Annotated in this window: 23 protein-coding genes and 1 tRNA gene; 10 read left to right on the top strand and 14 right to left on the bottom strand. The window is 38.3% G+C overall.

What is annotated here, in order from left to right:
- Positions 1 to 7: 7 nt before the first annotated feature.
- The 4 genes from AADH04_RS06960 to AADH04_RS06945 form a co-directional block, all read right to left on the bottom strand.
- Positions 8 to 3,031, bottom strand: a complete 3,024-nt coding sequence (locus AADH04_RS06960; RefSeq protein WP_434779512.1) for an autotransporter outer membrane beta-barrel domain-containing protein — start codon at positions 3,029 to 3,031, stop codon at positions 8 to 10.
- A gap of 379 nt (positions 3,032 to 3,410) precedes the next feature.
- Positions 3,411 to 4,634, bottom strand: coding sequence for an RtcB family protein (locus AADH04_RS06955; RefSeq protein WP_434779511.1), 1,224 nt, complete (start codon positions 4,632 to 4,634; stop codon positions 3,411 to 3,413).
- A 39-nt stretch (positions 4,635 to 4,673) separates the two neighbouring features.
- Positions 4,674 to 6,257 carry a slipin family protein gene (locus tag AADH04_RS06950; RefSeq protein WP_434779510.1) on the bottom strand — a complete coding sequence of 528 codons (1,584 nt, stop codon included), beginning with the start codon at positions 6,255 to 6,257 and terminating at the stop codon, positions 4,674 to 4,676.
- A gap of 298 nt (positions 6,258 to 6,555) precedes the next feature.
- Positions 6,556 to 6,631 (bottom strand) — tRNA-Asn (locus AADH04_RS06945).
- A 316-nt stretch (positions 6,632 to 6,947) separates the two neighbouring features.
- Here AADH04_RS06945 and rtcR point away from each other — a divergent pair.
- Complete coding sequence (gene rtcR / locus AADH04_RS06940) at positions 6,948 to 8,576, top strand: RNA repair transcriptional activator RtcR (RefSeq protein ID WP_434779509.1); 1,629 nt, start codon at positions 6,948 to 6,950, stop codon at positions 8,574 to 8,576.
- 89 nt (positions 8,577 to 8,665) lie between these two features.
- On the top strand, positions 8,666 to 9,475 hold the full coding sequence (locus AADH04_RS06935) for a uracil-DNA glycosylase (protein WP_434779508.1): 810 nt from the start codon (positions 8,666 to 8,668) through the stop codon (positions 9,473 to 9,475).
- Between the two features lie 90 nt (positions 9,476 to 9,565).
- On the opposite strand, the gene AADH04_RS06930 is transcribed toward AADH04_RS06935, so the two are convergent.
- The 6 genes from AADH04_RS06930 to AADH04_RS06905 form a co-directional block, all read right to left on the bottom strand.
- Positions 9,566 to 10,402, bottom strand: coding sequence for a fumarylacetoacetate hydrolase family protein (locus AADH04_RS06930; protein ID WP_434779507.1), 837 nt, complete (start codon positions 10,400 to 10,402; stop codon positions 9,566 to 9,568).
- A 221-nt stretch (positions 10,403 to 10,623) separates the two neighbouring features.
- Entirely contained in the window at positions 10,624 to 11,283 is a 660-nt protein-coding gene (gene elbB / locus AADH04_RS06925; protein ID WP_434779506.1) for an isoprenoid biosynthesis glyoxalase ElbB, read from the bottom strand.
- Between the two features lie 41 nt (positions 11,284 to 11,324).
- Complete coding sequence (locus tag AADH04_RS06920) at positions 11,325 to 11,993, bottom strand: helix-turn-helix transcriptional regulator (RefSeq protein ID WP_434779505.1); 669 nt, start codon at positions 11,991 to 11,993, stop codon at positions 11,325 to 11,327.
- 375 nt (positions 11,994 to 12,368) lie between these two features.
- On the bottom strand, positions 12,369 to 12,680 hold the full coding sequence (locus tag AADH04_RS06915) for an MGMT family protein (protein ID WP_434779504.1): 312 nt from the start codon (positions 12,678 to 12,680) through the stop codon (positions 12,369 to 12,371).
- A gap of 33 nt (positions 12,681 to 12,713) precedes the next feature.
- Positions 12,714 to 13,175 (bottom strand): D-aminoacyl-tRNA deacylase, encoded by a 462-nt coding sequence (gene dtd / locus AADH04_RS06910; RefSeq protein ID WP_434779503.1) that lies wholly within the window; start codon positions 13,173 to 13,175, stop codon positions 12,714 to 12,716.
- Between the two features lie 8 nt (positions 13,176 to 13,183).
- Positions 13,184 to 13,801, bottom strand: coding sequence for a hypothetical protein (locus AADH04_RS06905; RefSeq protein WP_434779502.1), 618 nt, complete (start codon positions 13,799 to 13,801; stop codon positions 13,184 to 13,186).
- A 630-nt stretch (positions 13,802 to 14,431) separates the two neighbouring features.
- On the opposite strand from AADH04_RS06905, the gene AADH04_RS06900 reads away from it, so the two are divergent.
- Together AADH04_RS06900 and AADH04_RS06895 are read left to right on the top strand one after the other, a co-directional pair.
- A complete protein-coding gene (locus AADH04_RS06900; RefSeq protein WP_434779501.1) occupies positions 14,432 to 16,558 on the top strand; it encodes an EndoU domain-containing protein in 2,127 nt (708 codons plus the stop codon).
- 25 nt (positions 16,559 to 16,583) lie between these two features.
- Positions 16,584 to 16,895: a hypothetical protein gene (locus AADH04_RS06895; RefSeq protein WP_434779500.1), complete on the top strand. Its 312-nt coding sequence runs from the start codon at positions 16,584 to 16,586 to the stop codon at positions 16,893 to 16,895.
- A gap of 263 nt (positions 16,896 to 17,158) precedes the next feature.
- Here the strand turns inward: AADH04_RS06895 and gyrB are convergent, their stop codons facing one another.
- The 3 genes from gyrB to dnaA all read right to left on the bottom strand — a co-directional run bounded on the left by gyrB (position 17,159) and on the right by dnaA (position 22,173).
- Positions 17,159 to 19,549 carry a DNA topoisomerase (ATP-hydrolyzing) subunit B gene (gene gyrB / locus AADH04_RS06890; RefSeq protein ID WP_434779499.1) on the bottom strand — a complete coding sequence of 797 codons (2,391 nt, stop codon included), beginning with the start codon at positions 19,547 to 19,549 and terminating at the stop codon, positions 17,159 to 17,161.
- Positions 19,550 to 19,612: 63 nt separating this feature from the next.
- A complete protein-coding gene (dnaN, locus tag AADH04_RS06885) occupies positions 19,613 to 20,716 on the bottom strand; it encodes a DNA polymerase III subunit beta (protein WP_434779498.1) in 1,104 nt (367 codons plus the stop codon).
- Between the two features lie 29 nt (positions 20,717 to 20,745).
- The gene (gene dnaA, locus AADH04_RS06880) at positions 20,746 to 22,173 is read right to left on the bottom strand and encodes a chromosomal replication initiator protein DnaA (RefSeq protein WP_434779497.1); all 1,428 of its coding nucleotides are present in this window, start codon (positions 22,171 to 22,173) and stop codon (positions 20,746 to 20,748) included.
- A gap of 242 nt (positions 22,174 to 22,415) precedes the next feature.
- Between dnaA and rpmH the strand changes: the two genes are divergently transcribed.
- From rpmH to AADH04_RS06850, 6 genes are all read left to right on the top strand, one after another.
- Positions 22,416 to 22,550, top strand: coding sequence for a 50S ribosomal protein L34 (rpmH, locus tag AADH04_RS06875; protein ID WP_004283944.1), 135 nt, complete (start codon positions 22,416 to 22,418; stop codon positions 22,548 to 22,550).
- 3 nt (positions 22,551 to 22,553) lie between these two features.
- On the top strand, positions 22,554 to 22,886 hold the full coding sequence (gene rnpA / locus AADH04_RS06870; RefSeq protein WP_434779496.1) for a ribonuclease P protein component: 333 nt from the start codon (positions 22,554 to 22,556) through the stop codon (positions 22,884 to 22,886).
- A 3-nt stretch (positions 22,887 to 22,889) separates the two neighbouring features.
- Positions 22,890 to 23,099 carry a membrane protein insertion efficiency factor YidD gene (yidD, locus tag AADH04_RS06865; protein WP_434779495.1) on the top strand — a complete coding sequence of 70 codons (210 nt, stop codon included), beginning with the start codon at positions 22,890 to 22,892 and terminating at the stop codon, positions 23,097 to 23,099.
- A gap of 19 nt (positions 23,100 to 23,118) precedes the next feature.
- Positions 23,119 to 24,771 (top strand): membrane protein insertase YidC, encoded by a 1,653-nt coding sequence (gene yidC, locus AADH04_RS06860; RefSeq protein ID WP_434779494.1) that lies wholly within the window; start codon positions 23,119 to 23,121, stop codon positions 24,769 to 24,771.
- A 219-nt stretch (positions 24,772 to 24,990) separates the two neighbouring features.
- Entirely contained in the window at positions 24,991 to 25,923 is a 933-nt protein-coding gene (gene cysK / locus AADH04_RS06855; protein WP_434779493.1) for a cysteine synthase A, read from the top strand.
- 78 nt (positions 25,924 to 26,001) lie between these two features.
- On the top strand, positions 26,002 to 26,469 hold the full coding sequence (locus AADH04_RS06850; protein WP_434779492.1) for a prokaryotic membrane lipolipid attachment site family protein: 468 nt from the start codon (positions 26,002 to 26,004) through the stop codon (positions 26,467 to 26,469).
- A 58-nt stretch (positions 26,470 to 26,527) separates the two neighbouring features.
- Here AADH04_RS06850 and pyrI read toward each other — a convergent pair whose 3' ends face one another.
- Positions 26,528 to 26,992: an aspartate carbamoyltransferase regulatory subunit gene (gene pyrI, locus AADH04_RS06845; RefSeq protein ID WP_434779491.1), complete on the bottom strand. Its 465-nt coding sequence runs from the start codon at positions 26,990 to 26,992 to the stop codon at positions 26,528 to 26,530.
- Positions 26,993 to 27,000 lie beyond the last annotated feature (8 nt).

Here is a 27,000-nt window from a genome sequence, read left to right as displayed (position 1 = left end):
TTGTCTTTTAGAATAAATATTTGATGCCAATCATACCTTCAACGCGGTTATAACTGTTTTCACCCCATTGTCCACCAACATGTCCCCATAGTGACCAATTTTTAGAGAAGGTGCCTTGTAAACCTGCTTTAAGTTCATAACGGCTATGTGGCGTTCCATCACTCATGGTTTGACCATCAAAAGCTAGAGTGTTTTTTGCATCGCTATGCCACCAATTGGCTTCTAAAAAATGGATGAAGCTATTGTTTTTACTTTTGCTGTACATTCTTACCCCTAGTTTTGTCACCACACTATCTGCGTTATTATTGGTGATGCGGGTACCACCTGCATCCGTGTGATCATCGGCATGATAGTTTGTGTAAGCGACTTGGAGTTGAGGCTCAAAGAATAATTGGTAACTGTCTTGATCGCTGGCCATTAAGGCATAGCCAGCTTCGATAGAGGCCATCCAGTTATGGCTGTTATAGTGTTCTTCAGCTTGGGTGTTGCCTTGAACTTTATTTTTATACCAACCATATTGTAGCCAGCCATCTATATAGGCGCCTGTTGGTTTGTCTGTGTTTTGATACCAAGTGGCATAACCACCAACGCTGTAACCATCAATTTTACCCTTTGCATTGCGTGAAAGACCACTCGTTGTTGTGGGTAATTCTTTGGCTGAAGCATCTATTGTGCTGTGTCCATATGCACCCATCAAACCTATTGCCCAATGATGATGGTCATTTGCCCAGCTGGCAACATCACCACCAAAATGAATTAAATGGGTATCGGTATCTAAACTTACTTGGCCATTACCCCCTTTACTATTGGTATGACTATTGGCAACACGTATCCAAGCCGATGATTTATTTTGATCATCCATTTTATTGTCATGATTAGATGACTGTTCACCTAAGCGATCGTGTAATGAATGCAAAAACATTGTGGAAGCTGTCGTGAGGTTACGCAAGTACACGGTTGTTTCCGTTGGTATAGCAGGTTGATTATCTGGCAACAATAAGGAGCGTAAATACCAATTGCCATTGGCTGCATTACTTTCTACGCCATGCTGAAATAACTCGTATTCGTAAAGGCCAGCAGTGACACGATTAGTTAATTTAAAGGTACCATTTGATTGCCCTTGGACACGAACAACTTCAATACCATCTGCCACTGTTAAAGCACCCATCCCACCTGCATTGGTGATGTGTAATTGACTGCTGCCATTGGTGTCCCCTGACACAACTAGTTGATCACTTGGTGAGCCATCGCCATCTAATTTTGTGTTTAAATAAAAGGTACCTTCGTTACCTGTATAATCATTTTGTATGGTTAATGTATTAAAATGATTACCTGCCGGTGCACTAAAATGAATACGCCCTGCATGGTGTAGTGTGGAGATGTCTGAGCTTGCACTCATATTCCATACACTGTTATTGTCTAATTCAAAATCTGTACCATTGGTGGCCGTACCATGCCAATTGGTGCCAACTAGGCTGAGGCTGGCAGTACTGTCTTGTTGAGCGGTGATATTACCGTTTAAAGTTGTGTTTTTTACCGTTAGGCGAATATCGCCATTGGATATGCCATCTGAGCCTGAATCAATCAACTGACCGTTATTGAGCACTTGAGTACCATCTAAGGTGGCGTCAATCATCCCACCTTCGGTAAAGAAGCTGGTTCCCTGAATGGAAATTAATTGGCCGCCAGTCAGATTAAAGTTTAGTTGTCCTAAAGAGCGTGTGTTTAAAGCATGTGCATTTAAACCTGTTGTTTTGACGCTGGTGCCGATAAGGTTTGCCGCACCACTGTTTCTTACCATCACACCGTGTGCATCTGTGCCTTGGGTTTCAACTAAGTTATTCGTACCACTGGATAATAATTGAGCATTGATACCACTGGAAAGTAAACCATATGCAGCATTACCACGAGTGAGTATATGATTGGCACCGATTAATTCAATCTTGCCACCGGTATCCGCATAAGCGCCATAAGCATCAATATTTTCTGTGGTGACATGGGTGCTGTTCGCAGTAATCAGGGCGCCTGTATTTGAGGCAAATAAACCATATGCTTTAGTTCCATGGGTATGTATTGTTACCCCACCATCAAGCACAACAGAACCATTTGATACCGTATTTACCCCTCTGGCATCATTGCCATTGGTTGTGATGTTGGTGTTTTTTGCATAGGCGGTTCCACCATTTACCGTGAGTCCATAAGCATTCGCACCTTCGGTCGTGAGGTTGCTGTGACCATCTAGGGTAATATGGCCTTGATCAAATACAAAAGCAGCATAAGCATCGTTACCTGTTGTGTTTACAGTGATGCCGTGAGCAGTGATTTTTGTGTTTCTATCTTGAGCATGTAAGCCTCGAGCACGAGAGCCTGACGTGGAGACTGTTGTGCCATCTAGTACTACTTCACTACCGCTACGGGTATAGACACCATGGCTTCCCGTTCCTACGCTTGAAACCATACCACCACTTATCGTGGTCTGAATATTATTAGAGGTATAAACAGCGTGATTATAATCACCAATAGAATTGATGGTGGTTTGTTGAATCGTTACTGTTGAATTGGCGCCTGCTGCTCTAATTACCGCACTTGGTGCTGTACTGGTACCTGTTGAGTTTGCCTCAAGTGTAGAAGTTGAAGCCGTGTTGCCAATAGATATTGAACCACCATTATTTACCTGTACCGCGTAAGCATCATTGACATTGACTGATGTTAGGTTGCCATTAGATGAGGTATTAATATTTACGGTTCCGCCATCTTTAACCAAAATACCTGTCTGCCCATTAGGTGGCGTAACTGTTGTGCCTCCTAATATATTATGGGTGTCTCCATTTTCGGCTGTAATGTTGGTTATAACCGAACCTGTATGGTCATAGCTTGCGGCAAAACCATTCGACATAAAAATTGTTGCGAGTAATCCACTGAGTAGATATTGGGTGGTTTTGAAGGTTTTTTTGGGGGTTTTTACAGATGAAACGTCATAATTTGAACTAATATATGCGCCTCTTAATAGAGAGCGATCGCATTTTTTCATTGATACTTGCCTGATTCTTATCCTAATCTTCATAACTTTAGCGATAAAGGTTTTTAGTGGCAAATTATTTAACTGATTATTAAGTATAATATTTTTTAATGTTGTTAAATGACCAATATTTTATTAAAATTCAATATGTTAATATAATAAATATTTAAATTTTTATATGAGAGTTTATCTTTTATTCTGAACATTAAAAAATACAATTATTTATGCGTATGGTTTATTTTGGTGAGCGTCCAAGCTCAATTAAATGGCAAAACCTTAAAACGTCTATAAAGTATTTTTTTTGTAAAATGCATATATCGGTATCTTAAAGTTTGCCACTGATTTTTCTTTATTCGTTTTTGTGTGGTGTCGGATCATTTTAGTGGATAAATTACCCTTTAACACACACAACCTGTCTTAACTGATGCACAATTTCAACCAAATCATCTTGTGCTGCCATAACCGCATCAATGTCTTTATAAGCCATGGGGATTTCATCAATCACCGCAGCATCTTTACGGCACTCTACATGAGCTGTTGCTTCAATTTGATCGGCCACTGTAAAGCGTTTTTTTGCGGCTGTTCGACTCATTACACGGCCTGCGCCATGAGAACAAGAACAAAAACTTTGCTCGTTACCCAAACCACGCACAATATAACTTTTTGCCCCCATAGAACCAGGAATAATCCCCAATTGCCCCTTTTGGGCAGAAACAGCACCTTTACGTGTGACCAGAATTTCTTCTGAAAAATGAGTTTCTTTTTGCACATAGTTATGATGGCAATTAACCGCCTCTAAATCCGTTTTAAATGGCTTGGTAATCACCGATTTTATCGCCAGTAACACATGATTCATCATGGCTTCTCGATTTAAACGGGCATATTCTTGTGCCCAACCGACCGCCTCAAAATAGTCATCAAAGTGTTCGCTTCCTTCTGGGAAATACGCTAAATTTTTATCAGGTAAGTTGCCAAGATGGCCTTCCATGTCTTTTTGCGCCAACTCAATAAAATAAGAACCAATGGCATTGCCTACACCGCGTGAGCCACTATGCAACATCACCCATACTTGATCGTTTTCATCTAAACACAGTTCAATAAAATGATTGCCTGTACCCAAAGTACCTAAATGTTTATAGTGGTTGGTATTTTTAAATCTAGGGTGTTTTTGGGTTAATTTTTCAAACCCAGGCAATAATTGTGCCCAGTATTGATCGATCAACTGAGGAGGCTGTTGCCAAGAGCCTTTGTCTCGTTTTGTATTGCGGCTGACGGTTCTTCCATGAGGCACCGCTTGTTCAATGGCACTGCGTATGGCATACAAATGATCAGGTAAATCATTTGCTGTTAATGATGTTCGTACAGCCATCATGCCACAACCAATATCCACACCAACTGCTGCAGGAATAATGGCATTTTTAGTCGGGATCACACTGCCAATGGTTGAACCCTTACCTAAATGCACATCAGGCATGACCGCAATATGGCTAAATATAAAAGGCATAGAGGCCGTGTTCAATAATTGTTGTTTTGCATCTTCTTCAACAGGTACGCCTTCTGTCCACATTTTAATGGGGTTGCATTGTTCATTTTTTAATACTTGATATTTACTCATTTTTTATCCTTGAAACCGCCTAAAAAACAGGCGGTTTGTTTATTTTGCTTCAATGTTTCTAATATTCACCAAACCGTGTAATACTTGGTCTAACCCACCGACTACCGAAATTTTGTCGATTCGTTCAGCAATACGCTCTAATGTTTCCATCTCTTTTAAACGTAAAGCAACAGGGTTGTTTTCCATCACTTTGGCTGTGTTTAATAAAGAGCGGGTTGCCGCGGTTTCTTCTCGACGACGAATCACATTGGCTTGGGCTGATTTTTCCGCTTCAACTACTTGAGCCAAAATGTCTTTCATGTCTCCAGGTAAAATAATATCTTTTACCCCCAAAGAAGCTGTTTCAATACCATATTGCTGCATTTTCTCAGCCACGTGAGCCGAAACCACTTTATCAATGATGTTTTTGTTTTCCAACAACTCATCTAAAGTACGTGTACCAATGGCTTCACGTAAACCCAATTGTAACTCTCTATATAAGTGCTCCATTGGGCGCGATAAGCGTTCAAAAGCCAATAACACATCTTGATAACGCCAGTTGGCAACCAAATTAACACGCAAATTTACTTTGTCTTTGGTTAATATTTCTTGCCCAGTGACCTCCATGGCTTGTAAGCGGGTATCCACCAACTCAACAGTGACTTCACGGTTAAAACGCCAGTAAGCACTGATACCTGCATCCAATAAGCCCTGTATTTTGCCATCAACATTTAATACACCGACAAAATAAGCAGGCACTTGAGCAATCAACACACTTTCATACCCAACCACACCTTGTTGACGCAAATGAGGTTGAACCAATTGTTGCACAATGGTGTTTGGTAAAGTATAGCCATTATTTAAATTAATGCTGACCAAATGTTGTTTGCGCATGTTTTTCCAATACAAGCGTTTAGAACCAGGGGCTAAAATTTCGACCAATAAATCATCTTCATAACGTAACCCTGCTTCATTGGCACCTACTTCAATTTCCAAACAATAGGTATCCAATTGCTCAGGTAAAGTTTGTCTGATTGCTTCTGCCAATTTTTCATGAATCAAGCTTTCTGCTAATGCATATTGGCTTAATAACACCTCATGTACATAGCCACAATAAGCAACACTTTGTCCAGAAGGCACAATTGCAGCCAATTGTTTGTCAATAAACAATAAGCCGATTTGTTCATTGGTCATATGTGCAATAATCAAACGATCCAAACCAATAATTTTTGCTTTAGTTGTTTTTGCTCGTACTAATTTTTGGGCAATATCTTCAGGAATACGATAATCATCTTCCAACATAATGGTTTCAAACGTTTGGTTGATGTGGCTTTGCCAAAAAAGTGTTTTGGTCTCAGGCATTAATATTTCAACCAATTGTTCGTCTATAAAACGTAAACCAATTTCGCTTTTGCTTAATTGCACATCAATACAGTGTTCTTTAATCATATCTTGGCGAAAACTTCTTAAGTAATCGGCTAATTTTGTGTCCACATTGCTTTGGTCAAGTTTAATGATTTGGTTTGTTTTATTTGTACCCAAACCAAATAAATAATGTTTCCCCGCTTTTAAAATTTCATTAAATTCACCATCTTTATAAATGATCGCTAATTCATCTTTTTTTACTTTGATTGTTTGTAACATTTTATATTCATCCTTTTAAAATATTGACCTCAGCCACACAAAAATGACGGGTGATAAAACGAAATAAAAGGGAAACAAAAGCTGATATAAGTTGTTCATGACCGTATTTTTTCTTCATGTCACGATATAGAAGAACCTATATCAATCTGTTCGCTTGCCAATCATCCAGTTACCTATAACCGGTATTCTTGTGCTTGTTGTGGCATTTGTTCCCTACCACAACACGGCGTCAGTCTGTAGTACAGCTTTTTTACTACTTTTAAATGCACCCTAAGCATTTGCCGAGACAGGGCAATTTTGGTTTTTGAAATAGGAGTCGAACCTATGACAGGTTGATTAATAATCAACTGCTCTACCTATTGAGCTATTCAAAATAAATTAGGATTCGAACCTAAGCAAACTGGTATATACCAGAGCTTTACCATTTTTATCTTGCGATGCATACCTTCAAATCAACAGGACATACATTTTGAAAATAACCTTAAGCTATTCGCCATGCATCGGTCAGCTTTGTATACTGAACCAAACTGTTTTTTTGTTGGCATGGGTATATATGCAATGACTGTGCCAAAAAATATAAAAATTGTTATTTTATTGTTTTTAAATGGTATTGAATTTTTTTATAAAAAATAGATAGATCAAGATAAGAGAAAACTGTATAATTTTATCTATTAATATATAAAAATATATATGATGAAAAAAGTAATATTTGGTTTTTTAGGCAGTAATTTAGATCAAACAGGCAAAGGCAAACGACGCTGGTTACGTTGGCGGCCAACCATTGATATTTGTCGAGTAGAACATGGACAAGCTGATCGTTTAGAATTGCTTTATCACCGTAAAGACACCGCATTGGCTCGCCGAGTTGTTGAAGACATAAAAGATATTGCCCCTAATGTTGAAATCAATTTAATTGAAGTGACCATTGATGACCCTTGGGACTTTGAACAGGTTTATACCGTTTTATTCGATTTGGCTAAGCGTTACCCATTTAATTTAGAGCAAGAAGAATACACTATTCACATCACCACAGGGACTCATGTGGTACAAATTTGCTGGTTTTTATTGGCAGAGGCTCGTTTTTTTCCCGCTAAATTATTACAAGCTTCTCCCCCGAACAAAGCGATCCAAGCGTCTAGTGAAGAACAGACACAAGAGGACATAATGAGTCGATGCCCATTAGGGCAAATTACCCAAATTGATTTAAACCTAAATCGATATGATCAGATCTTCACTCGTTTTGAGCAGTACTCTGCTCAAGCAACCGATTATTTAAAATCAGGTATCGCCACCAAAAATAGAACATTCAACCAACTGATTGATGAATTAGAAATTGTTGCTAAGCGTTCGTGTGCACCTATTTTATTAGAAGGGCCAACAGGTTCGGGTAAATCCTTTTTAGCCAAACGAATTTATGAATTAAAGGTGCAACAACATCAAATACATGGCCCTTTTGTTGAAGTCAATTGCGCTACTTTGCGTGGGGACAGTGCCATGTCCACTTTGTTTGGGCATGTAAAAGGGGCTTTTACAGGAGCAGAAAAAGAGCGATCTGGCTTATTAAAGTCAGCCGATAAAGGCATGTTGTTTTTAGATGAAATTGGCGAGCTTGGTTTAGATGAACAGGCCATGCTGCTTAAAGCCATAGAAGAGAAGAAATTTTATCCATTTGGTGCCGATAAAGAAGTTAAAAGTGACTTCCAAATTATTGCAGGTACCCATAAAAGCCTAAAAAATTTAGTGCGTAAAGGGCTCTTTAGGGAAGACTTATTTGCCCGTATTAACTTATGGCATTATGCTTTGCCAAGTTTGGCACAAAGAAAAGAAGACATAGAGCCTAACCTAGATTATGAACTGGCTCGTTTTGCTCGAGAGTATAAAAAAATGCCTCGTTTTAATAAAGAGGCCAAAACGCACTATCTTCGCTTTGCCACTTCGGATAAAGCCTTATGGCAAGGCAATTTTAGAGAATTAACCGCATCTGTCACCAGAATGGCGACTTTGGCACAACACAATAATATTACCAATGAATTGGTTGAAACAGAAATTGAGCGTTTAAGTCAAAACTGGCAAGAAGAGGGCGCTATAAAAGCCCAATACTCTGCATTAATACCTGATCAACTTGATTTATTTGATCAGTGTCAGCTTAAACAGGTGATAGATGTGTGCATGCAATCGCCTACCTTGGCAGAAGCTGGGCGGCGGTTATTTGCTATCTCCAGAGCACACAAACAAGTGAGTAACGATTCAGATCGGTTACGTAAATATTTGGCCAAATTCGATTTAAGTTGGGAAAAAATCAAACAACACTCAACTTGATTAAAAAGTATTCAGTTAGATGGATAAAACGAGCATAGACGCTTGGATCAATGATATCATTGATCCTTAAGTAAATAGTGAATAATGATATGTTAGAGGCGCGTTACCTGTTATTACATCAAGCTTTAGGCTTAGGAAAAATGTGGCTAAAAAAAGGTGCACATTTGGTTTCGTCTGAGCAAAAAGTACAAAATCCCGCCTCTAATGTGCAAATAAACGCTCAGGTTGTTGTCGCAGAAAGTGTGCCACAATATGTAGCCGAACCGTTACAAACAGCCTCACAGCCTATCAGCCAATCTCAGATACAAACGGCTCCTGTAGAAAAAACAGCCCAACCAACACAAGTAGATGCTCAACCCATTCAAACTGATGGCAAAAATTTGTTACAACTGGAACAAATGGCGCAAAACTGCCAAAACTGTTCATTATGTGGTTGTCGGCTTCAACCTGTTTTTGGGCAGGGTAACAGTCAAGCGGATGTGTTGATTGTTTCCTTAAGCCCCAGCCCAGAAGATGATTTAAACCATCAATTGTTTGAAGGTAAAGTTGGTGTGTTGCTGAGCAATATGCTTAAAAGCATTCATATTCCTATAGAAGACACTTATCAAACTACCTTAGTAAAATGCGCCCCAAGTTTTGATGTGAAAGTTGATAAGATCAGCTTAAAAACCTGTCAGGCCTATTTTGATGCGCAGGTTCGCCTTATTCAACCTAAAGCCATTTTGGCTCTGGGCGAAGATATGCCTAAGTTTGCTCAGGTCAATGATGAAGGCTTGCATTATGCAGGTATTCCTTTTTTCCATACCCATCATCCTGCTCGATTGCTGCGTCACCCGCAAGATAAAGCGCATGCTTGGGAAACATTGAAACGCTTATCCACGCTTTTACAGCATATTTAATATTCTAAGAGCAAATTAATTGTCTGTCAGATTGTATGATTGCGCTAAAAAGGGCAGGGGTTATTTACCCTGCCTATATTATTGATGAGCTTATTGCTCATCAATAATATTACTTAAACGGCCAATTTTTTCAATTTCTACTTCAATGACATCACCTTTTTTTAAGAATAAAGGAGGTGTTCTTTTTTTGCCGACACCACCTGGTGAGCCAGTTAAAATCACATCTCCTGGGTTCAGCTCGGTAAAGGTGCTGATATAAGATAATAGATAAGGAATTTTATCCATCATATTACTGGTGTGGTCACTTTGAACGGTTTGTCCATTTAAGAATGTTTGAATGGTTAAATTATGTGGGTCAGGTATGTCATCGGTTGTGACCAGACATGGGCCAAAAGCACCTGTTTTAGGCCAATTTTTTCCTGCGGTAATGCTGCTGTTTTGCCAGTCTCGAACCGAACCATCCATATAGCAACTGTAGCCTGCCACAAAGTCAAGAGCATCTTCTTCCTTAATATGTCGTCCCGTTTTTCCGATAATCACCGCCATTTCACCTTCAAAATCAAATTCATTGGCTATTTTTGGCTTGATTAAGGGTTCTTTATGAGCGGCTTGAGAGTCAGCAAAACGAATAAAAATGGTTGGGCTGGTGTTTTGTACATTAAATTCCTGACACTTATCGGCGTAATTCATGCCAACGCATAAAATTTTTTCAGGAGTGGGGACAACAGGCAACAATTCAATTTCATCTAATTGATAATGAACCGTATTAAAGGTTTGTTGTTGCAAAATTTTAAGCTGTTCAACCTGTAAAATACTTTTAATGTCTGTTTGACCAGTTGGTTTACCTAAATCCACAATACCTGCATCAGTTAATACGCCATAGCTTTGATATGATTGTGCTTTTACTTCAAAACTGATTAACTTCATGATGAATACCTTTGTACCAAAAGAGAATAAATTCAATATAGCATATTCAAATTAAAGAGAAACAGTGATTGTCTAGACAACTAAACATAACTTGATTTGGATTAAATTCAAAGAGTAAATAATGGTTTAGCTGATGGATGATTGAACAAGAGAAATATAAATTGAATGACAGAGAATGGATACTTTAAAAAATAAAGTATCCATTCTCTATGTCTGGAGGTTTAAGCCAGTTTAATCACATTTTTAATGAGTTTTGTAATGCCTGCATAAACATCTGCCAAGTTTTCTGGATCATCCATATAGGCTGGTGTGGTGATGATTTTATTTTGTTCATCTACCACACAATCTGAGGTCACACACACTTGGTGTTTTGCGCCCAGTTTTTCCAGCTCATTTGCTGTGGCTTCGTCTTGACCAATGGTTAAAGTAGGGTGTTTTGCGCCTAATGTCAGTGCCACCAATGCTGGGGCAATACAAATGGCACCAATAGGTTTATTGGCCAAGTTAAAGCCTTTGATTGTTGCTGTAACTTGTTCATCGACAGAAGCCTTGCTGCCATCAAAAGCAAATGAACACAGATTTTTGGCGACACCAAATCCACCTGGTATCACCAAAGCATCAAAGTCGTTTATATTTAAGGTTTTTATATCTTCAATTTTGCCCCGTGCAATTCTGGCTGACTCTTCCAAGATATTTCTGCTGCTACCAGATACCTCTTCTCCAGTTAGATGATTGACAACATGGTGTTGATTCTTATTTGGAGCAAATATTTTATATTGAACCTTTTCAGTATCTAAGGCTAAAAGTGTGAGCACAGATTCTCTGATTTCTGCTCCGTCAAGAAAACCACATCCTGATAATATAACAGCTATATTTTTCATATAAACGCTCCTTGAAAATGGTGGGGTAAATGGTGTTGTATTCAATCAAATGATTTTAGCTCAGTATTCGTTTTTCTCAGTTCGGTTGGGGTCATACCAAATAATTGTTTAAATTTTTCCGTAAACCGCGATTGAGAATCATATCCGCAATGCTGGGCAATACGGCCAATTGGTTCCATTGTTGTTTGTACCAAATAAAGCGCATGGTTTAATTTTGCTTGAATGCGAATGGTTTGGATATCGGTTCCTTCTGCCTTTAGTTTTCGTCTTAAAGTTGAATCGCTTATGGCTAATTGTTCAGCTAAGCGTTCAACTGGCCACTCATCTGCAATATTATGATTGATTATATTGTGTAGCTGATGGCTTAAGCTTGGCGGTTTGACCATAGTGCAGATATCTTGATAGCCTGATAAATAGATTAGTTGAAGAAGCTCTTGCCTACGAAAATGCCATGTTTCTGGTGGGGCATCACTTGCCCATTCAATATATTGACGTAGTGCTTTTATTAAAACGCCATTAATCGAACCTTGCAAATAGTTTTGTGTTTGCTTTTGTGTGTGTTTAAATTGATCAAAGTCAGCATAATCAAATTCGATCACTACCGCAAAATACGCTTTATCATTAGGAATATTCCTCATCTCAATTGTGGGATGATTTGATAAAAAAATAAAATTGCCTGAAGGACAGACTATTTCATTTTCGTTTCCCAATTTTTTAACGCCAGACAGTATGCATATTAACTGTGGCTTTAGAATAGGCACATTTCAAATATGTTGTTCCTGAATAGAAGCGTATACAGAAAAAGGCAGTGCTTGCTTACTTTCTTGTAACACTTTTTGGGTTGTCGTAATTAATGCCTTCATGGTTTATAATCAATTCCAACTTCAATAAAGTGATGTAATGAATACATTATAAAGCGTTTTATTTAAGAAAATTAGCCTTAAATCCATCAATTTTTAGCCTTAATCAGGCATAAATGAAATCATTCAGAACATGAGTAATAAGGTTTTAGCAGAATATAATCTTTATGAAGTGAGACAGAACATCAGTTGATATGAAATACTGTGGTCATTTCAAACCGTATGTCAATCATCACCAGCCCAACCGAATCGGGTCAGATCAATACAGTCGTTTTCATCAAATAAAATACCTTCTTTTAACAGACATTCTTTTTGCCGTATATAGTTAGATTCTTCCATTGAAATTTTACCAAATCTATTCACAACCCGATGCCAAGGCAGCGTGCTGTCTTTAGGTAGTCGTTTTAATATGCCCCCAACCTGACGTGCGGCTCTTGGAGAAGAAGCCAAGCGTGCAATGGTGCCATATGTGGCCACTTTCCCTTTTGGAATTGCCGCTAGAATTTGATAAACTCGAGTAGGAAAAGAGTCTTGCATATTGATGTTGTCTCAAGCACTTAAATAAATGATTTAAGCATTTGAATCCATAATAATCGTGACAGGGCCATCATTGACCAAGTGTATTTTCATATCTGAGCCAAACTGCCCTGTAGCCACATGCTCAATACTTTCTTTGGCTTTACCCACAAAGTATTCATATAATTCTTGACCCAATTGGGGAGGGGCAGCTTTGGTAAAACTGGGGCGGTTACCACTACGCACATCTGCGGCAAGAGTAAATTGGCTTACTATTAACAGTTCCCCCATTTTATCTTGTCCATCTAGTTGCAAGATGCTTCGGTTCATTTTGCCATCATCATCAGAAAAAATTCTCAGCTTTAAAATTTTTGCGAGCATTTTATCTGCATCCAATTGTGTGTCTGCTTGTTCCGCACAAAATAAAATCAACAATCCATAGCCAATTTTGCCTACAACCTCGCCATCAATTTCTACATGGGCTTGGCTCACTCTTTGTAAGACAGCTTTCATCATCAATAACCTTATTTAAATTTTTCCAGTGGCACAAAAATAATACCTCCTGTTACCGTCGGAATAGAAAAGCGCCATACCAAAAAATATTGAAATTGGCTCAGCTCTTCTGTTGTCCAAATTTTTGGGGTAGGTGTTTCTGTTGAAAAATCAGCAGGGAATATCCTTCTTATTTCATTTTTCTGCTCATCTGATAATGTACTGGCTTGGCTCGTGTCCAGTTTAACCAACATCAACATATCGTCACTTGTTGTGGATATTTGTACCCCACAAACAGGACGATTGCTTGCCTGTGTTGTTGGCGGCAACAATAAATCTTCTTGAATATAGGTTAACCCTGCTTGATTGTTTTTAGATAATGGGGTTAATGTAATTGTTTTGTCTGTGTTTACTTGTAGATATAATTTATTCCCTTTTTTTAGCACAACTAAATGGTTATCTTGTGCATCATCATCCAATAAACGAAGCACTTCCTGATAAGATTTTGCTGCATGGTGTTTTTGTGCAAGAGGGTGTAAGCGGTAATGACCCGTAGGGATAAAACATTCTGCCAGTAGTGTTGAGGCAGATAAAAGGGTAAATAAACCTAAAAGGTAGAAGTGCACTATGTGTTTATTGAGTTTATTCATTCTGATCATTTTTCTTCGTTATGACTGATTAAATTCATTATATAGATAATGAATTTAATATAACACACAAGTCAAAGAAATATAAAAATAAGATAAACAGCATATTCTGTATTGAGTAATATATACCATTATCATTAAAATAATAAAAACAGTATTTATAAAGAGATTGAAAGTATCTGCGTAGCAAGTTTACTGTATAAACAGCTTTAGAATGAACCAGCAAATTTTCCGAAAAATAACAATAATCAATATTGTTTTGGAAATAAATAAATTAAATTTCATGGTTTTGTGTTACAACTATGCGTATAATTGCTATTTTCATAACAATATTGATTTGGCTTGTGTATGGAAGAGTTGCAGCTAGATGTTAATCAAGAGTTTCAAGAGAGACAACGACTATTGCAAGAGCAAGAAGCTTTAGAGCTGGCTCAAAGAAAATTGCCTTAAGCCAATCAAGAAGTTCAAAAAGAGTTTAATCAAAGCGAATATACTCACAATCTAAGTAAATTAAATCCAGAACAAAAAGAAGCTGTCTTTGAAGGCTTAGCTCAAGATGTTGCCCTTAAAAGTGGGCGTAGTGATCATATCAATATTAAATTAATGTATTACAGCCCTCAAACAGGTTGTTTAATGGCTAATATAGGCAACAATAAATATGCCTTTGTAAATGTAGAAGAAACTCTAGCAAAACATGGGTTAAGTGTCGATAAAGAATTATTACAAGCTAAAGCACCAGAAAAAGCCCCTGAGAAACTAAACAAAGAACAAGAGCTGATTAGTGAACATTTTAATCGTTCCTATCCACCTAAAGGAAGATTAAAAGAGATTGTTCAACAGATGAACAATCATCAAGTAGACAAACAATTATCTGAATTTACCCCAAAAGAACAATACATCTTAAAAGAAGCCGTAGGATTTGTTACACATGATTATGCTGGTGATCCGCCTAAAATTAATCAGTTACAGATTAATCAAGAAGAAATTCAGCTTAATTTAGGGAAACAGAATGAACAGTTCAATCTATCCACACCAAAAATTATAGCTGGAGAGCCATTAGAAGACAGCATAAAAAAACCTGTTGAAACACAATTAGAACCAGAAAATACTGAACATAAAATCATTGCCCAAAAAGGCGATACTGGCTGGAGTTTGGCGCAAAAATTAGACTCAGAGCATCCATATGAAGCTTTAGGGGTTTTGTATCGATCAGGACAGATAAAAGACATCAAGCTCAAAGATGGCAATCAACACATTATTCCTAATATTCAACCCAATAAAGAATATACCTATGACCGTAGCCAATATACAGAAGAGCAACAAGCCAAAAATGAACAAGCAGGACGTCAAATTGTTACAGGTCAAAGCCTAGCCAATGAACATATTGATCTGGCTAGAGCTCAAGCATTAGAAGAACAAAGAGAACGAAATCCTAACTTACAGCAACAAACCCAAATAACTCAACTCTTTCAAAATATCAATAATCAAGTAGCCAATAATCCCAATATGGCAAATGGTTTAAGTAAACAAGAACTAGAAAGTGTTATTAAAGAACAATTATCTCGTTATCAAGAACACAGTTTAATTAATAAAGGTGTTTCAGTTGCTGCTATGCATAAATTCAGTCAGAGTGAAACATTACAGGCTGCTGTTAATCGTTCAGATAAATCAATCAATACAGTAGAGGCATTACAGTGGGTAAACAATACCGCCCAAAATGTGCCTTTATCTAATATTCGTCCTCTTACAGCACAACCAAGCGTGATGCCTATCATGAAAATGACCAATTATGAGGGTAAACCGTTAACAGAAGTAGAACAAGCAGCCTATAGTAAAGGGGCTAATGAGTCTATGCTCAGTGGCTTAAAAGAGATGGTAAATGATGCTAATTTATTGTCTAAGGATATCCTCAATACAGTAGGTTATTCGCTGTTAGGTGGCTTATATGACCAAACAGCAGCCAGAGAAAGTATTCATCGGAATAATGAACGGATGAATAGTCTGTTCAATTCAGTAGGCTTTTTAGCTGGTTCTGCTACAGGTCAGACGATGTATTATTCAGCGCATCCTGATGAATTCATAAAAGGTGTTAATGGGATGTTGACAGATCGTCAGGAACAGGTACAACAGCTTAAAGTGGCAGGAAAGTATGATGAATCGGGTAGAATGGATGGCAAAATTGGCTTTGAGGTATTAGCTGCTGTCGCTCCTTTGGGTATGACTAAGAATGCTAAGAATTTATCTAAGGCTGCTGATGCCTTACATGATACAAACAATACCATTAACTTAGAAAGAAAATTAGGTGCAGTTGAAAAAGCTAGTGGGGTCATTGCTAAAGTGGAAATTCCAGAGCAAAGTTTAAAACATGCAGATATTGGAGATTTTACTGTCAACCCTTCCACAGGAGAAATATCTAAAATGAAAGGAGGAGGTCATGGTCAATCTAACATTGATTTTCTCAAAGAAAATGGGTTGGAAGTAAATATCGAAAAAACTTATCCTAATGGTGTTAGGATTGGAAATGTACCAGACCATAAAATTAAGGCGAAAAGAACAGGAAATAATCAATCTTGGTTCCCTGAAAATTGGACGAATAAGGATATCGAAAATGCAGGACAACATATCGCTAACCAATCAAACTTTGCAGATATAAAAGATGGTGAGGCTGTTTTTGGAGAATATAGAGGCGTTCGAATTGGAATAATAAAAACTGATGGAAAGCTAGCAACTATTTTCCCAGATACAACAAAGCAACCATAAAAAAATAAATTGTTAGGAATAAAAAATGGAACTAAAAGACTGTATGGCAACAATTTTAAAAAAGAGAAAAAGCTTGAGTTTGAATGATGATTTTGGAATTGAAAAGTGTTGGAATGACATGACCGAATTATTAACTCAAAATGAGGATGAGACAATACATTATCTTGAGGAAAGTAAAGAAGATGATTTATATTTCATCAGTGAAATTTTTGAAGATATCTCTGAAAAACTTCAAAGTGAACGATTCATCGCTTGTTTGAGAAAATTAGATAAAAAATTTCCAGAGTTGGATATGACTAAAGATATTAATATCGCAGAAAGTTATATTGAAAACTGAATTATAGGAAGCTTCTTTTGAAATAGATTTTATAATTTTTTATGCCAATAGTTTATCTGAAGACTTTTTCGATTTTGTTTTACAAGCAATTAAAAATAATCATGATGATCTTTTGGATAACAGCAAGCAAATACATTTCATTGGCTTCATTATACGATGGAAAAAAGAACGCTTTTTAGCTTAACATTAATGTGAAACAACTTATAAAAAACGCCCATATTCTATTATAAATATGGGCTTGTTTTTATTTGATGTTATATCTACTAAACATCTAAATTCCGCGCAACTAAGGCATTACTTTCAATAAAGTTACGTCTGGGTTCCACTTCATCGCCCATTAGGGTGGTAAATACATCATCTGCGGCAATCGCGTCTTCAATTTTTACCCGTAATAAACGGCGAATATTTGGGTCCATAGTGGTTTCCCATAGTTGACCGGGGTTCATTTCACCCAAACCTTTATAGCGTTGAATGGCCATGCCTTTTTTAGCATCAGCCAGCAAAATATCTAAGGCCTCACCAAAACTGCTGATTTCTTTAGGGGTATTTTCACCTTTTTGTACATAGGCGCCTTCACCCACTAAGCCTTTTAGCATGGCAGAGGTCTGCGCTAAAATGAGGTAGTCTTTGCTGGAAACAAAACGTTGATCCAAATAAGTCACCATCACATTACCATGTAATTTTCGGGTGACTTTAATCAGCTCTTGTTCGGTTTTTTCATCAAAAACACGTTTTAAAACCACTTCTTCTGGGTTGATTTTGCTTTGTAGTGTTGCAATTGCAGCATCAATTTGTTCGCTGGTTTGCAACAGTTCAATAGGTTCAACTGCCAACATGGCTTCCAATACTAAATGGTCAATAGCACGGCTTTCGTGTTCGATCACATTACGTGCTAAGAGCAATTGTTTGGCCACTTTTTCTAAATCTTCCCCTTCTATGGTGTGCAAGCCTGAAACAATTTTGGCTTTATCCAAAGCAAGGGTTAATAAGAATTGATCCAGTTCAATATCGTCTTTTAAGTAACGCTCAGTTTTACCGTGTTTGGCTTTATATAAAGGTGGTTGGGCAATATAAATATGGCCACGTTCCACAAGCTCTGGCATTTGACGGTAAAAGAAGGTCAGTAGCAATGTGCGAATATGCGCACCGTCCACGTCCGCATCGGTCATAATAATAATACGATGATAACGCAGTTTATCAGGGTTATATTCTTCTTTGCCAATACCACAACCCATAGCGGTAATGAGGGTAGCAACTTCTTGGGAAGCCAGCATTTTGTCAAAGCGGGCTTTTTCTACATTCAAAATTTTACCTTTTAAAGGCAAAATAGCTTGGAACTTACGGTCACGCCCTTGTTTGGCTGAACCGCCCGCAGAATCACCCTCGACAAGATATAGTTCGCACAATTCAGGGTTTTTCTCTTGGCAATCAGCCAGTTTACCGGGCAGGCCTAAACCATCCATTACCCCTTTGCGGCGGGTGATTTCACGTGCTTTACGTGCCGCTTCCCGTGCGCGTGCCGCATCCACAATTTTGCCACAAATGATTTTGGCATCGTTGGGGTTTTCTTCTAAAAAGGCGGTTAAACCTTGGTTCACGACTTCTTGCACCACGGGACCAATTTCACTGGAAACCAATTTATCTTTAGTTTGTGAACTGAATTTTGGGTCAGGCAGTTTGACAGATAACACGCAGGTTAAACCTTCACGCATATCGTCGCCACTGGTTTCAATTTTTGCCTTTTTGGCTACTTCGTTGGCTTCAATATATTGGTTTAATGTACGGGTCATCACTTGACGCAAGGCGGTTAAATGACTACCACCGTCACGTTGTGGAATATTATTGGTAAAACATTGTACGTTTTCTTGGTATGAATCATTCCATTGCATGGCTACTTCTACGCTCATGCCATCTTTCTCGCCCAATGAATAAAATACTTTTGGGTGTAATACCGATTTGTTACGGTTCATATAGGTAACAAACCCAGCAACCCCACCACTAAAGGAGAAGTTTTCGGTTTTACCAGAGCGTTTGTCTACTAATGAAATATTAACGCCATTGTTTAAAAATGACAGTTCACGAATACGTTTGGCCAATATATCAAAATGGTATTCTACTAAGCCAAAAATTTCTTCACTGGCTAAAAAGTGAACATGCGTCCCTCTTTTTTCACTGGTGCCAGTAGTGGCAAGTGGGGCAATGGCTTCGCCTTGGCGAAACTCAACTTCATGGATATTACCTTCACGCCAAATGGTGAGTCTTAACCAATCCGACAGGGCATTAACCACGGAAACACCGACACCGTGTAAACCGCCAGAAATTTTATAGCTGTTATCGTCAAATTTACCACCAGCATGCAAAATGGTCATGATCACTTCGGCAGCAGAACGGCCTTCTTCAGGATGAATATCCGTTGGCACACCACGGCCATTATCTTCCACTGAGATAGAGTTGTCTGCATGAATGGTGACGGTAATTGTGTCACAATGCCCAGCCAAAGCTTCATCAATTGCGTTGTCCAATACTTCAAACACCATATGATGTAAGCCCGTGCCATCTTGGGTGTCCCCAATATACATGCCAGGGCGTTTACGCACAGCTTCTAAGCCTTTTAATACTTTAATGCTGTCTGCGCCGTAATTTGATTGTGTCATATTTGATTATCTCGATTCCAAAAAAAACAATAGTAAAGGGTTGGGGGTGCCCAACCCTTATCGTTAAATGCGCATTGGCATCACGATGTATTTGAAGTCTGCATACTCAGGGATGGTGAACAGACTTGAGCGATTCGCATCGCCAAAAGCCAGTTGTAAGTTGTCCACAGGGACATTACGCAAGACATCCATTAGGTATGCAATATTAAAGCTCATTTCCAATGGTTCACCTTGATAGGCAATTTCGATTTCTTCTTGGGCTTCTTCTTGGTCATTGTTGCTACACACAATGCTTAAAATACCAGGTTTAATCAGTAAACGTACGCCACGGAATTTTTCATTGGCTAAAATAGCGGCACGCTCTAATGCGCTTAATAACTGAGTGCGACCAACCAAGAAAATTTTGTCATTGTCTAATGGGATCACACGTTTGTAGTCTGGGAATTTGCCATCCACAATTTTGCTGACAATCACACTTTCACCACAACGAAAACGTACCTGATTGTTCAGTAACTCAATGGTGATGTCTTCATCTGGTTGGCTCAGTAACTTAGACAATTCCAACACGGTTTTTCGTGGCAAAATGACTTCTGCTTTGGGTAAGTCGGCATCAATTGTGGCACTGGATAAAGCCAAACGATGACCATCGGTTGCCACAAGGTTTAAGCGATTGCCTTCAACTTGCATCAGCAAACCATTTAAGTAATAACGGATGTCTTGCACCGCCATACTGTATTGCACTTGTGAGAGCATTTGTTTGAGTACGTTTTGGTTGATGCTAAAACAAGCTGATACTTCGTCATCTACTGCCAATAAAGGAAAATCATCTGCTGGTAATGTTTGTAAGTTAAAGCGGCTTTTTCCTGCTTTTAAAGTCACACGATCTTGGGCTAAATCAAGAGAGACTAAAGAGCTGTCTGGTAAAGCCTGCAAAATATCCTGTAATTTTTTTGCATTTGTGGTCAAACGAAAATCTTCCGCTTGCGATTCAAACCCTGTTGTGTGAATCTGAATTTCTAAGTCGGTACTGAGTAAAGAGGTTTTACCACCTTTGTTTTCAATTAAGACATTGGATAATATCGGTAAGGTATGGCGGCGTTCAATAATGCCTGTTACCGTTTTTAAAGGCTTAAGTAGTGAGTCTTTTTCAGTTTGTAAAATCAGCATAACAGGTTTCCCTCTTAATTTTTAGCCAGTTAATCTCTTAGGATAGACACCAAAGTGTCAAAATCCTGTGCAATATTTGGATCGGTTTGTTTTAAATCAGCAATAGTTTTGCAAGCGTGCATCACGGTTGTGTGATCTCGTCCCCCAAAAGCATTGCCAATCATTGGTAAACTTTGTGTGGTTAATTCTTTTGCCAGTGCCATTGCCAACTGGCGCGGACGGGTGATATTTCTTGTCCGTTTTTTACCTAACAGGTCAGATACTTTAATACGGTAGTAGTCTGCCACTGTTTTTTGAATGCCTTCAATGGTAATTTGTCTTTGTACCACAGCTAAAATATCTTTTAAAGCTTCTTTTGCTAACTCTAAGGTAATCGGTTTTGACTGAAAGCGGCTCACTGCCAGCGCCCGTTTGAAAGCGCCTTCTAGTTCTCGCACATTAGAGCGGATATTTTGCGCAATAAAAAAAGCCGCATCATTATCTAATTTAACATTTTCTGCCATGGCTTTTTTCAGCAAAATGGCGACCCGCATTTCTAATTCAGGTGGTTGAATTTCAACCGTTAATCCCCAAGAAAAACGTGACTTAAGGCGGTCATCCATTCCATCAATTTGGCTAGGATAAGTATCACAGGTAATGACCACTTGTTTTTTGCTGTCTAATAAAGCGTTAAACGCATAGAAAAACTCTTCCATGGTTCGGTTTTTGCCTGCAAAAAACTGGATGTCGTCAATCAATAATAAATCTAAAGAGTGGTAATAACGTTTGAATTCATCAAAAGCTTTTTCCCTAAAAGCCTTCATAATATCAGCCACGTAACGTTCAGCATGAATGTAACGAATATTCGCATCAGGTTTTAGTTGATGGATTTTATTACCAATTGCTTGTATTAAATGGGTTTTACCTAGGCCTGTACAACCATAAATAAACATGGGATTGTAGGTACTGTCACCTGGGTTTTCTGCAATTTGTAATGCTGCGGCATGAGCCAGTTGGTTGCCTTTGCCTGTCACCAGATTATCAAATGTGTAAATAGGGTTTAAACGTGCTTTTTCTAAGCTACGTTTAGGTAAGTTGCCCAATGTAGGCTCTTGGGTTGGCCGAGGCTGATTTTTTTTTATGTCAGCCTTGTCTTGGGTTTTGTTGTTTTTTTGAGCAATTGTGTTTGTTGCCGTTTTACTGCTTTGTGTTTGTGGTGCATTGACCCTTAATAAAAGCTCGGGTGAAGTAGGGGCAAGTTCAACACGAATCGCATCAATGCGATCAAAAAAGCGTTCTTTAATAAATTGCAACATAAAACGATTGGGTACCAACAATAACCAGTTCTCGTCATCAGCACTGACAGCTAAAGTCCGAATCCAGGTATTAAATTGTTGTGGAGACAGATCTGCCTCAAGCTGGCCTAAACAAGCTGACCAGAAATTATTTACATCCATAGTTGCAACGTGATCATTCATTAAAGTTTTGGGGTATTCTGCGGTTAAAAAGGCGGCTGATTATATATAAGCAGGCTATTTATATCACATCATATTTGAATCGATATAAACTTGGTGCCCACGAATTTTCCGCCAAAGATACATTCTACTGCATTTTTGCTTACTTATCCACAGGCTATTTACTTAAAAATCATTGACAAATCAGTATAAACAGGGTGTAATGCGCAGTTTATGTTGTCTTAGAGAATCAGGAATAATTTAAAATGAAACGCACTTACCAACCTTCAGTTACCCGTCGTAAACGCACTCATGGCTTTTTAGTTCGCTCTAAAACCCGTGGTGGTCGTGCTGTTTTGGCTGCTCGTCGTGCCAAAGGCCGCAAGCGCTTGGCTGTGTAAGCCTTGAATAATGGTTTTGATCGACGTTATCGGTTACTAAAAGCGGATGAGTTTTCATCCGTTTTTGCGTTTCGTCGAAGCAAAAACAATGCCTATTTTCAGGTTTTCTGGGGTAAAAATAACCTAGATTACCCTCGATTAGGGTTAATAGTAGCGAAAAAAGTGGCAAAAAAGGCACATGAGCGCAATTATATGAAACGAACCATTCGTGAATGGTTTCGGTGTCACAAACATGAATTGGTTCATGCTGATTATATTGTCCGCAGTAAGCAAAAATTTGAGGCAGCTCATCATAATGAGGCTATTCTTGCTTTATCCTCTTTGCTGAAAAGGTAAAGCATGGCCAAAATAATGCTTTATTTTATTCGCTTTTACCAGTTGTGTATTAGCCCATACTTTGCGCCTAGTTGTCGTTTTTCGCCTACTTGTTCGCAGTATGCAATTGAGGCCATTAAGAAACACGGTGCTTTAAAAGGCGGTGTTCTAATGGTCAAACGTCTTTGTCGGTGTCATCCGTTTGGTGGCAGTGGCTATGACCCAGTTCCTTGATTAAATTAAGTTGAGTGTTATGGAAAAAAGAAATCTTATCGCTTTTTTTGTGGTTTCCTTGGCCATTATGGTGGGGTGGAACTATATGTTTCCACCGCCTGTGCCTAAACCTGCGACGACACAGTCTCAAAGTGCACAAACAAATGGCAAGACAAGTGCAGTTAAAGTCACCGAGAGTGTCTTAAAAAATGGGGAACAAATTCAGTTCGAAACAGATGTTTTTCGTGGCACGATTGATGCGGACAGTGGGGATATTCGTAATTTAACATTGACTCATTTTGATGCAACAGAAGACGCATCAAAAACCATGACTTTGTTTGGTAACAAAAATGATTATATTTATGTGCCTCAAACTGGGTTGTTGGATCAAAACAATCAATATCTATTCAAAGATATTCCTTTTGTAGCAGAGCAAAATAGTTATAAGTTAACAGGAGATCAACTCCAAGTTAAATTGACTGCGAAACAAGGTAATTTTGCGCTTGATAAAATTTATACTTTTACCAAAGGCAGTTATAAAATTGAGTTAAGTTATGTTGTGCATAATTTAAGTGATGCAACTCTGACACCAAGTGCTGTATTTTCTATGTTGCGTGATAACCAAACCCCTAAAGGTGAAAGTTATTTTGCTGCCACTTATGTGGGGCCAGTTGTGTACACCCCAGAAGGTTCTTTTGAAAAAGTCAGTTTTAAAGATTTAGATAAAGATTTTAGTAAAGGAATTGATTCGGTTGATTATGTGCGCCGTGCCAATACTGGCTGGATAGGCATGATTCAACATTACTTTATTGCAACATGGTTGTTGGAACCCAAAGGGCAACCAACTGTTTGTGGTAAAGATGCGTGTCAATTTGAAATCAAGAAACGTAAAGATGGTCTATATTCTTCAGGCGTTCGTGTGCAATTACCTGCCATTGCTCCTGAAAAATCAGAAACCTTTAATATGTCGCTTTATGCTGGTCCTGCTGACTATAAAATTGTGACTCAAGTAGCAGATAAGCTGGAGCTAACCAAAGATTATGGCAAAGTGTATTTGTTTGCCACACCATTGTTCTGGTTATTGAATAAGTTGCATGCTTGGGTACAAAACTGGGGCTGGGCAATTGTTTTATTAACCGTTATTGTTAAATTGGTGTTGTATCCATTAACGGCTGCCTCATATCGTTCTATGGCGAAAATGCGTGCTGTTGCTCCTAGATTGCAATTGTTAAAAGAGCAATGTGGCGACGACAAAATGAAGCTACAGCAAGAAATGATGGCTTTATACAAAAAGGAAAAAATCAATCCATTAGGCGGTTGTTTGCCTATTGTGTTACAAATTCCCGTGTTTATTGGTTTGTACTGGGCTTTATTTGCATCGGTGGAATTACGCCAAGCACCTTGGGTTTTGTGGATTCATGATTTGGCTCGTCCTGATCCATTTTATGTATTGCCTATTTTGATGGCAGTGACCATGTTTATTCAAACTTTTTTGAATCCACCGCCACCTGACCCATTACAAGCAAAAATGATGAAGATTATGCCTATTATGTTCTCGGTTATGTTCTTCTTCTTCCCTGCTGGTTTGGTGTTGTATTGGGTTGTGAATAATATTTTATCCATTACACAACAATGGTTGATTAACCGTAAAATGAAGGCAAATCCGCATCCTGCCCATCATAAAGAAAGTTAATGGTTTAAATAAAGAAAAACAGGCTATGATGGCCTGTTTTTTTGTTGAGTGAATCAATTAATGCTTTGATAAATCATTCTATTTTAAGATAATAAGCAGCATATTTCAGTTTTTTAAATAATAAAAAGTTTGGTTTAAATAATTTTTTATCATTAAAAGATATAAAAAATGGTTTATGATGTGATTCATTAAAACTTGGTTTAATGCAAAGGAGTGGGCATGAATATTTATAATAGTGTGGCAGATTTAGTAGGTAAAACACCTTTGGTGAAAATTAATCGTTTGGCTAAGGACAGTGTGGCCACTGTTGTGGCAAAAATAGAATCGTTTAATCCTTCTCATAGTGTCAAAGACCGTATTGCTTTAGCGATGATTCAAGAAGCTGAAAAAACGGGCAAAATCAATAAAGATACTGTTTTAGTGGAACCGACTAGCGGCAATACAGGTATTGGTTTAGCTATGGTTTGTGCGGCAAAAGGGTATAAATTAGTCATTACCATGCCAGAGACCATGAGTAAAGAGCGTCGTATGTTGTTACGTGCTTATGGTGCAGAACTGGTGTTAACACCAGGTGCTGAAGGTATGGGGGGCGCGATTGCCGCGGCAAATGCATTGGTCGAAGCCAACCCAAGCACCCATGTTTTGTTGCAACAATTTGAAAATCCAGTTAATCCAGAAATACATCGTGCAACAACTGCTCAGGAGGTTTGGGACGACACGGATGGTAAAGTGGATATTTTTGTTGCAGGTGTGGGTACAGGTGGTACTGTTACTGGTGTTGGCGAAGTGCTTAAGGCAAAAAAATCTTCTGTTCAGGTTGTGGCTGTAGAGCCTGCTGCTTCGGCTGTGTTATCAGGTGAACCTAAAGGACCTCATCCTATTCAGGGGATTGGGGCAGGGTTTGTGCCCAAAGTGCTTAATACTGAAGTATACGATGAAATCATTAAAGTCAGTAATGAGGACGCATTTGCAACAGCAAGAGCTTTAGCAAAAGAAGAGGGTTTATTGGTTGGTATTTCTGCTGGTGCTGCTGTATGGAGTGCTTTGCAGTTGGCCAAAAAACCTGAAAATGCGGGTAAATTGATTGTGGTGATTGTGCCTGATTTTGGTGAACGTTATTTGTCTACTGCATTATTTGAAAATTTGGCATAAACAACACTTTTAAAAAAAAGCACCTAAAGCAAATGGCTTTGAGTGCTTTTTTCGTGTGCTTAAGTTATACTAAGCACCATGAAAAATTACCTAATCATTATTTTTTTTAGTGCTGCTTTTCTGTCTGGTTGTGCAACATCGTATAAACCAAAAGATATCAAAGTAGACAAAACAGGTGCCACTCAAAGTATTCAGACTTATGGCGAATCATCTCATAAAATATTGGTGGAGGCTAATCGGTTAGCCAATTTGGTGAATACCAATTCTTTAACCCGTGTTCAGGCTGCTCAATCACTTGATCGCTATCGTGTAGAGTTGGTTGGTCATAATGCAGTGGATGATGCTGTATTTTCAAGTTATTTACGTATTGCTGTTGATCGACAAAGTGGCAAAATTTCTGCCGAACAGTCGCAAACCCTGATGCAACAAGATTTGGAAAAATGGCAAACGCGCTGGGTCAAATTGAAGCATAAACCCGAGAATCCAGCTTTTACTAACTTTCTGATGCAAGTGTTTAATTTGCCTCCTTTAGTAAAAGAGAAGTGATTCAGAATACATTTGATGTGTTAAAAAAGCCTGATCATCATCAGGCTTTTTTTATTCATTATGTTTGGCTTTCAGTCATAATATCTTGAGAAAATGCTTTTTCACAGTATTTACATTTTAATTTTGTCTCAGAATTACGCTTTTTAACATAAAAGAAACTATTAACAGGTTCTGTATGAGAGGCGCAATTAGAGTTTGGACAGGAAAAAACGCTTTCAATTGAATCTGGCAATTCCAATTGGTGTTTTTTGACGACTGTATAGTTTTCGATGACATTAACAGTTGCCTTGGGTGCCAGTAAGGCAAGTTTGTTGGCTTGTTCATCACTAAAGTGAATGTTTTCCACTTTAATCAGGTCTTTTCCAACATTATTGTGGCTACTGAGATTGAAGCCAACGGTTACTCTGTGTCCTAATTGTCCTAATTTAAATAATCGAAGAATTGTTAAACCATGTCCAGCAGGGATATGATCGATTACGGTGCCATCTTTAATGGCTTCAACTAAAATTTTTTGTTCTGACATAACCATTT

This window comes from Neisseria sp. Ec49-e6-T10 (genome assembly GCF_051132615.1).
GTDB lineage: Bacteria > Pseudomonadota > Gammaproteobacteria > Burkholderiales > Neisseriaceae.
Note: the sequence above shows the minus strand (reverse complement) of the source record. Positions and strands in the feature narration are given on the sequence as shown.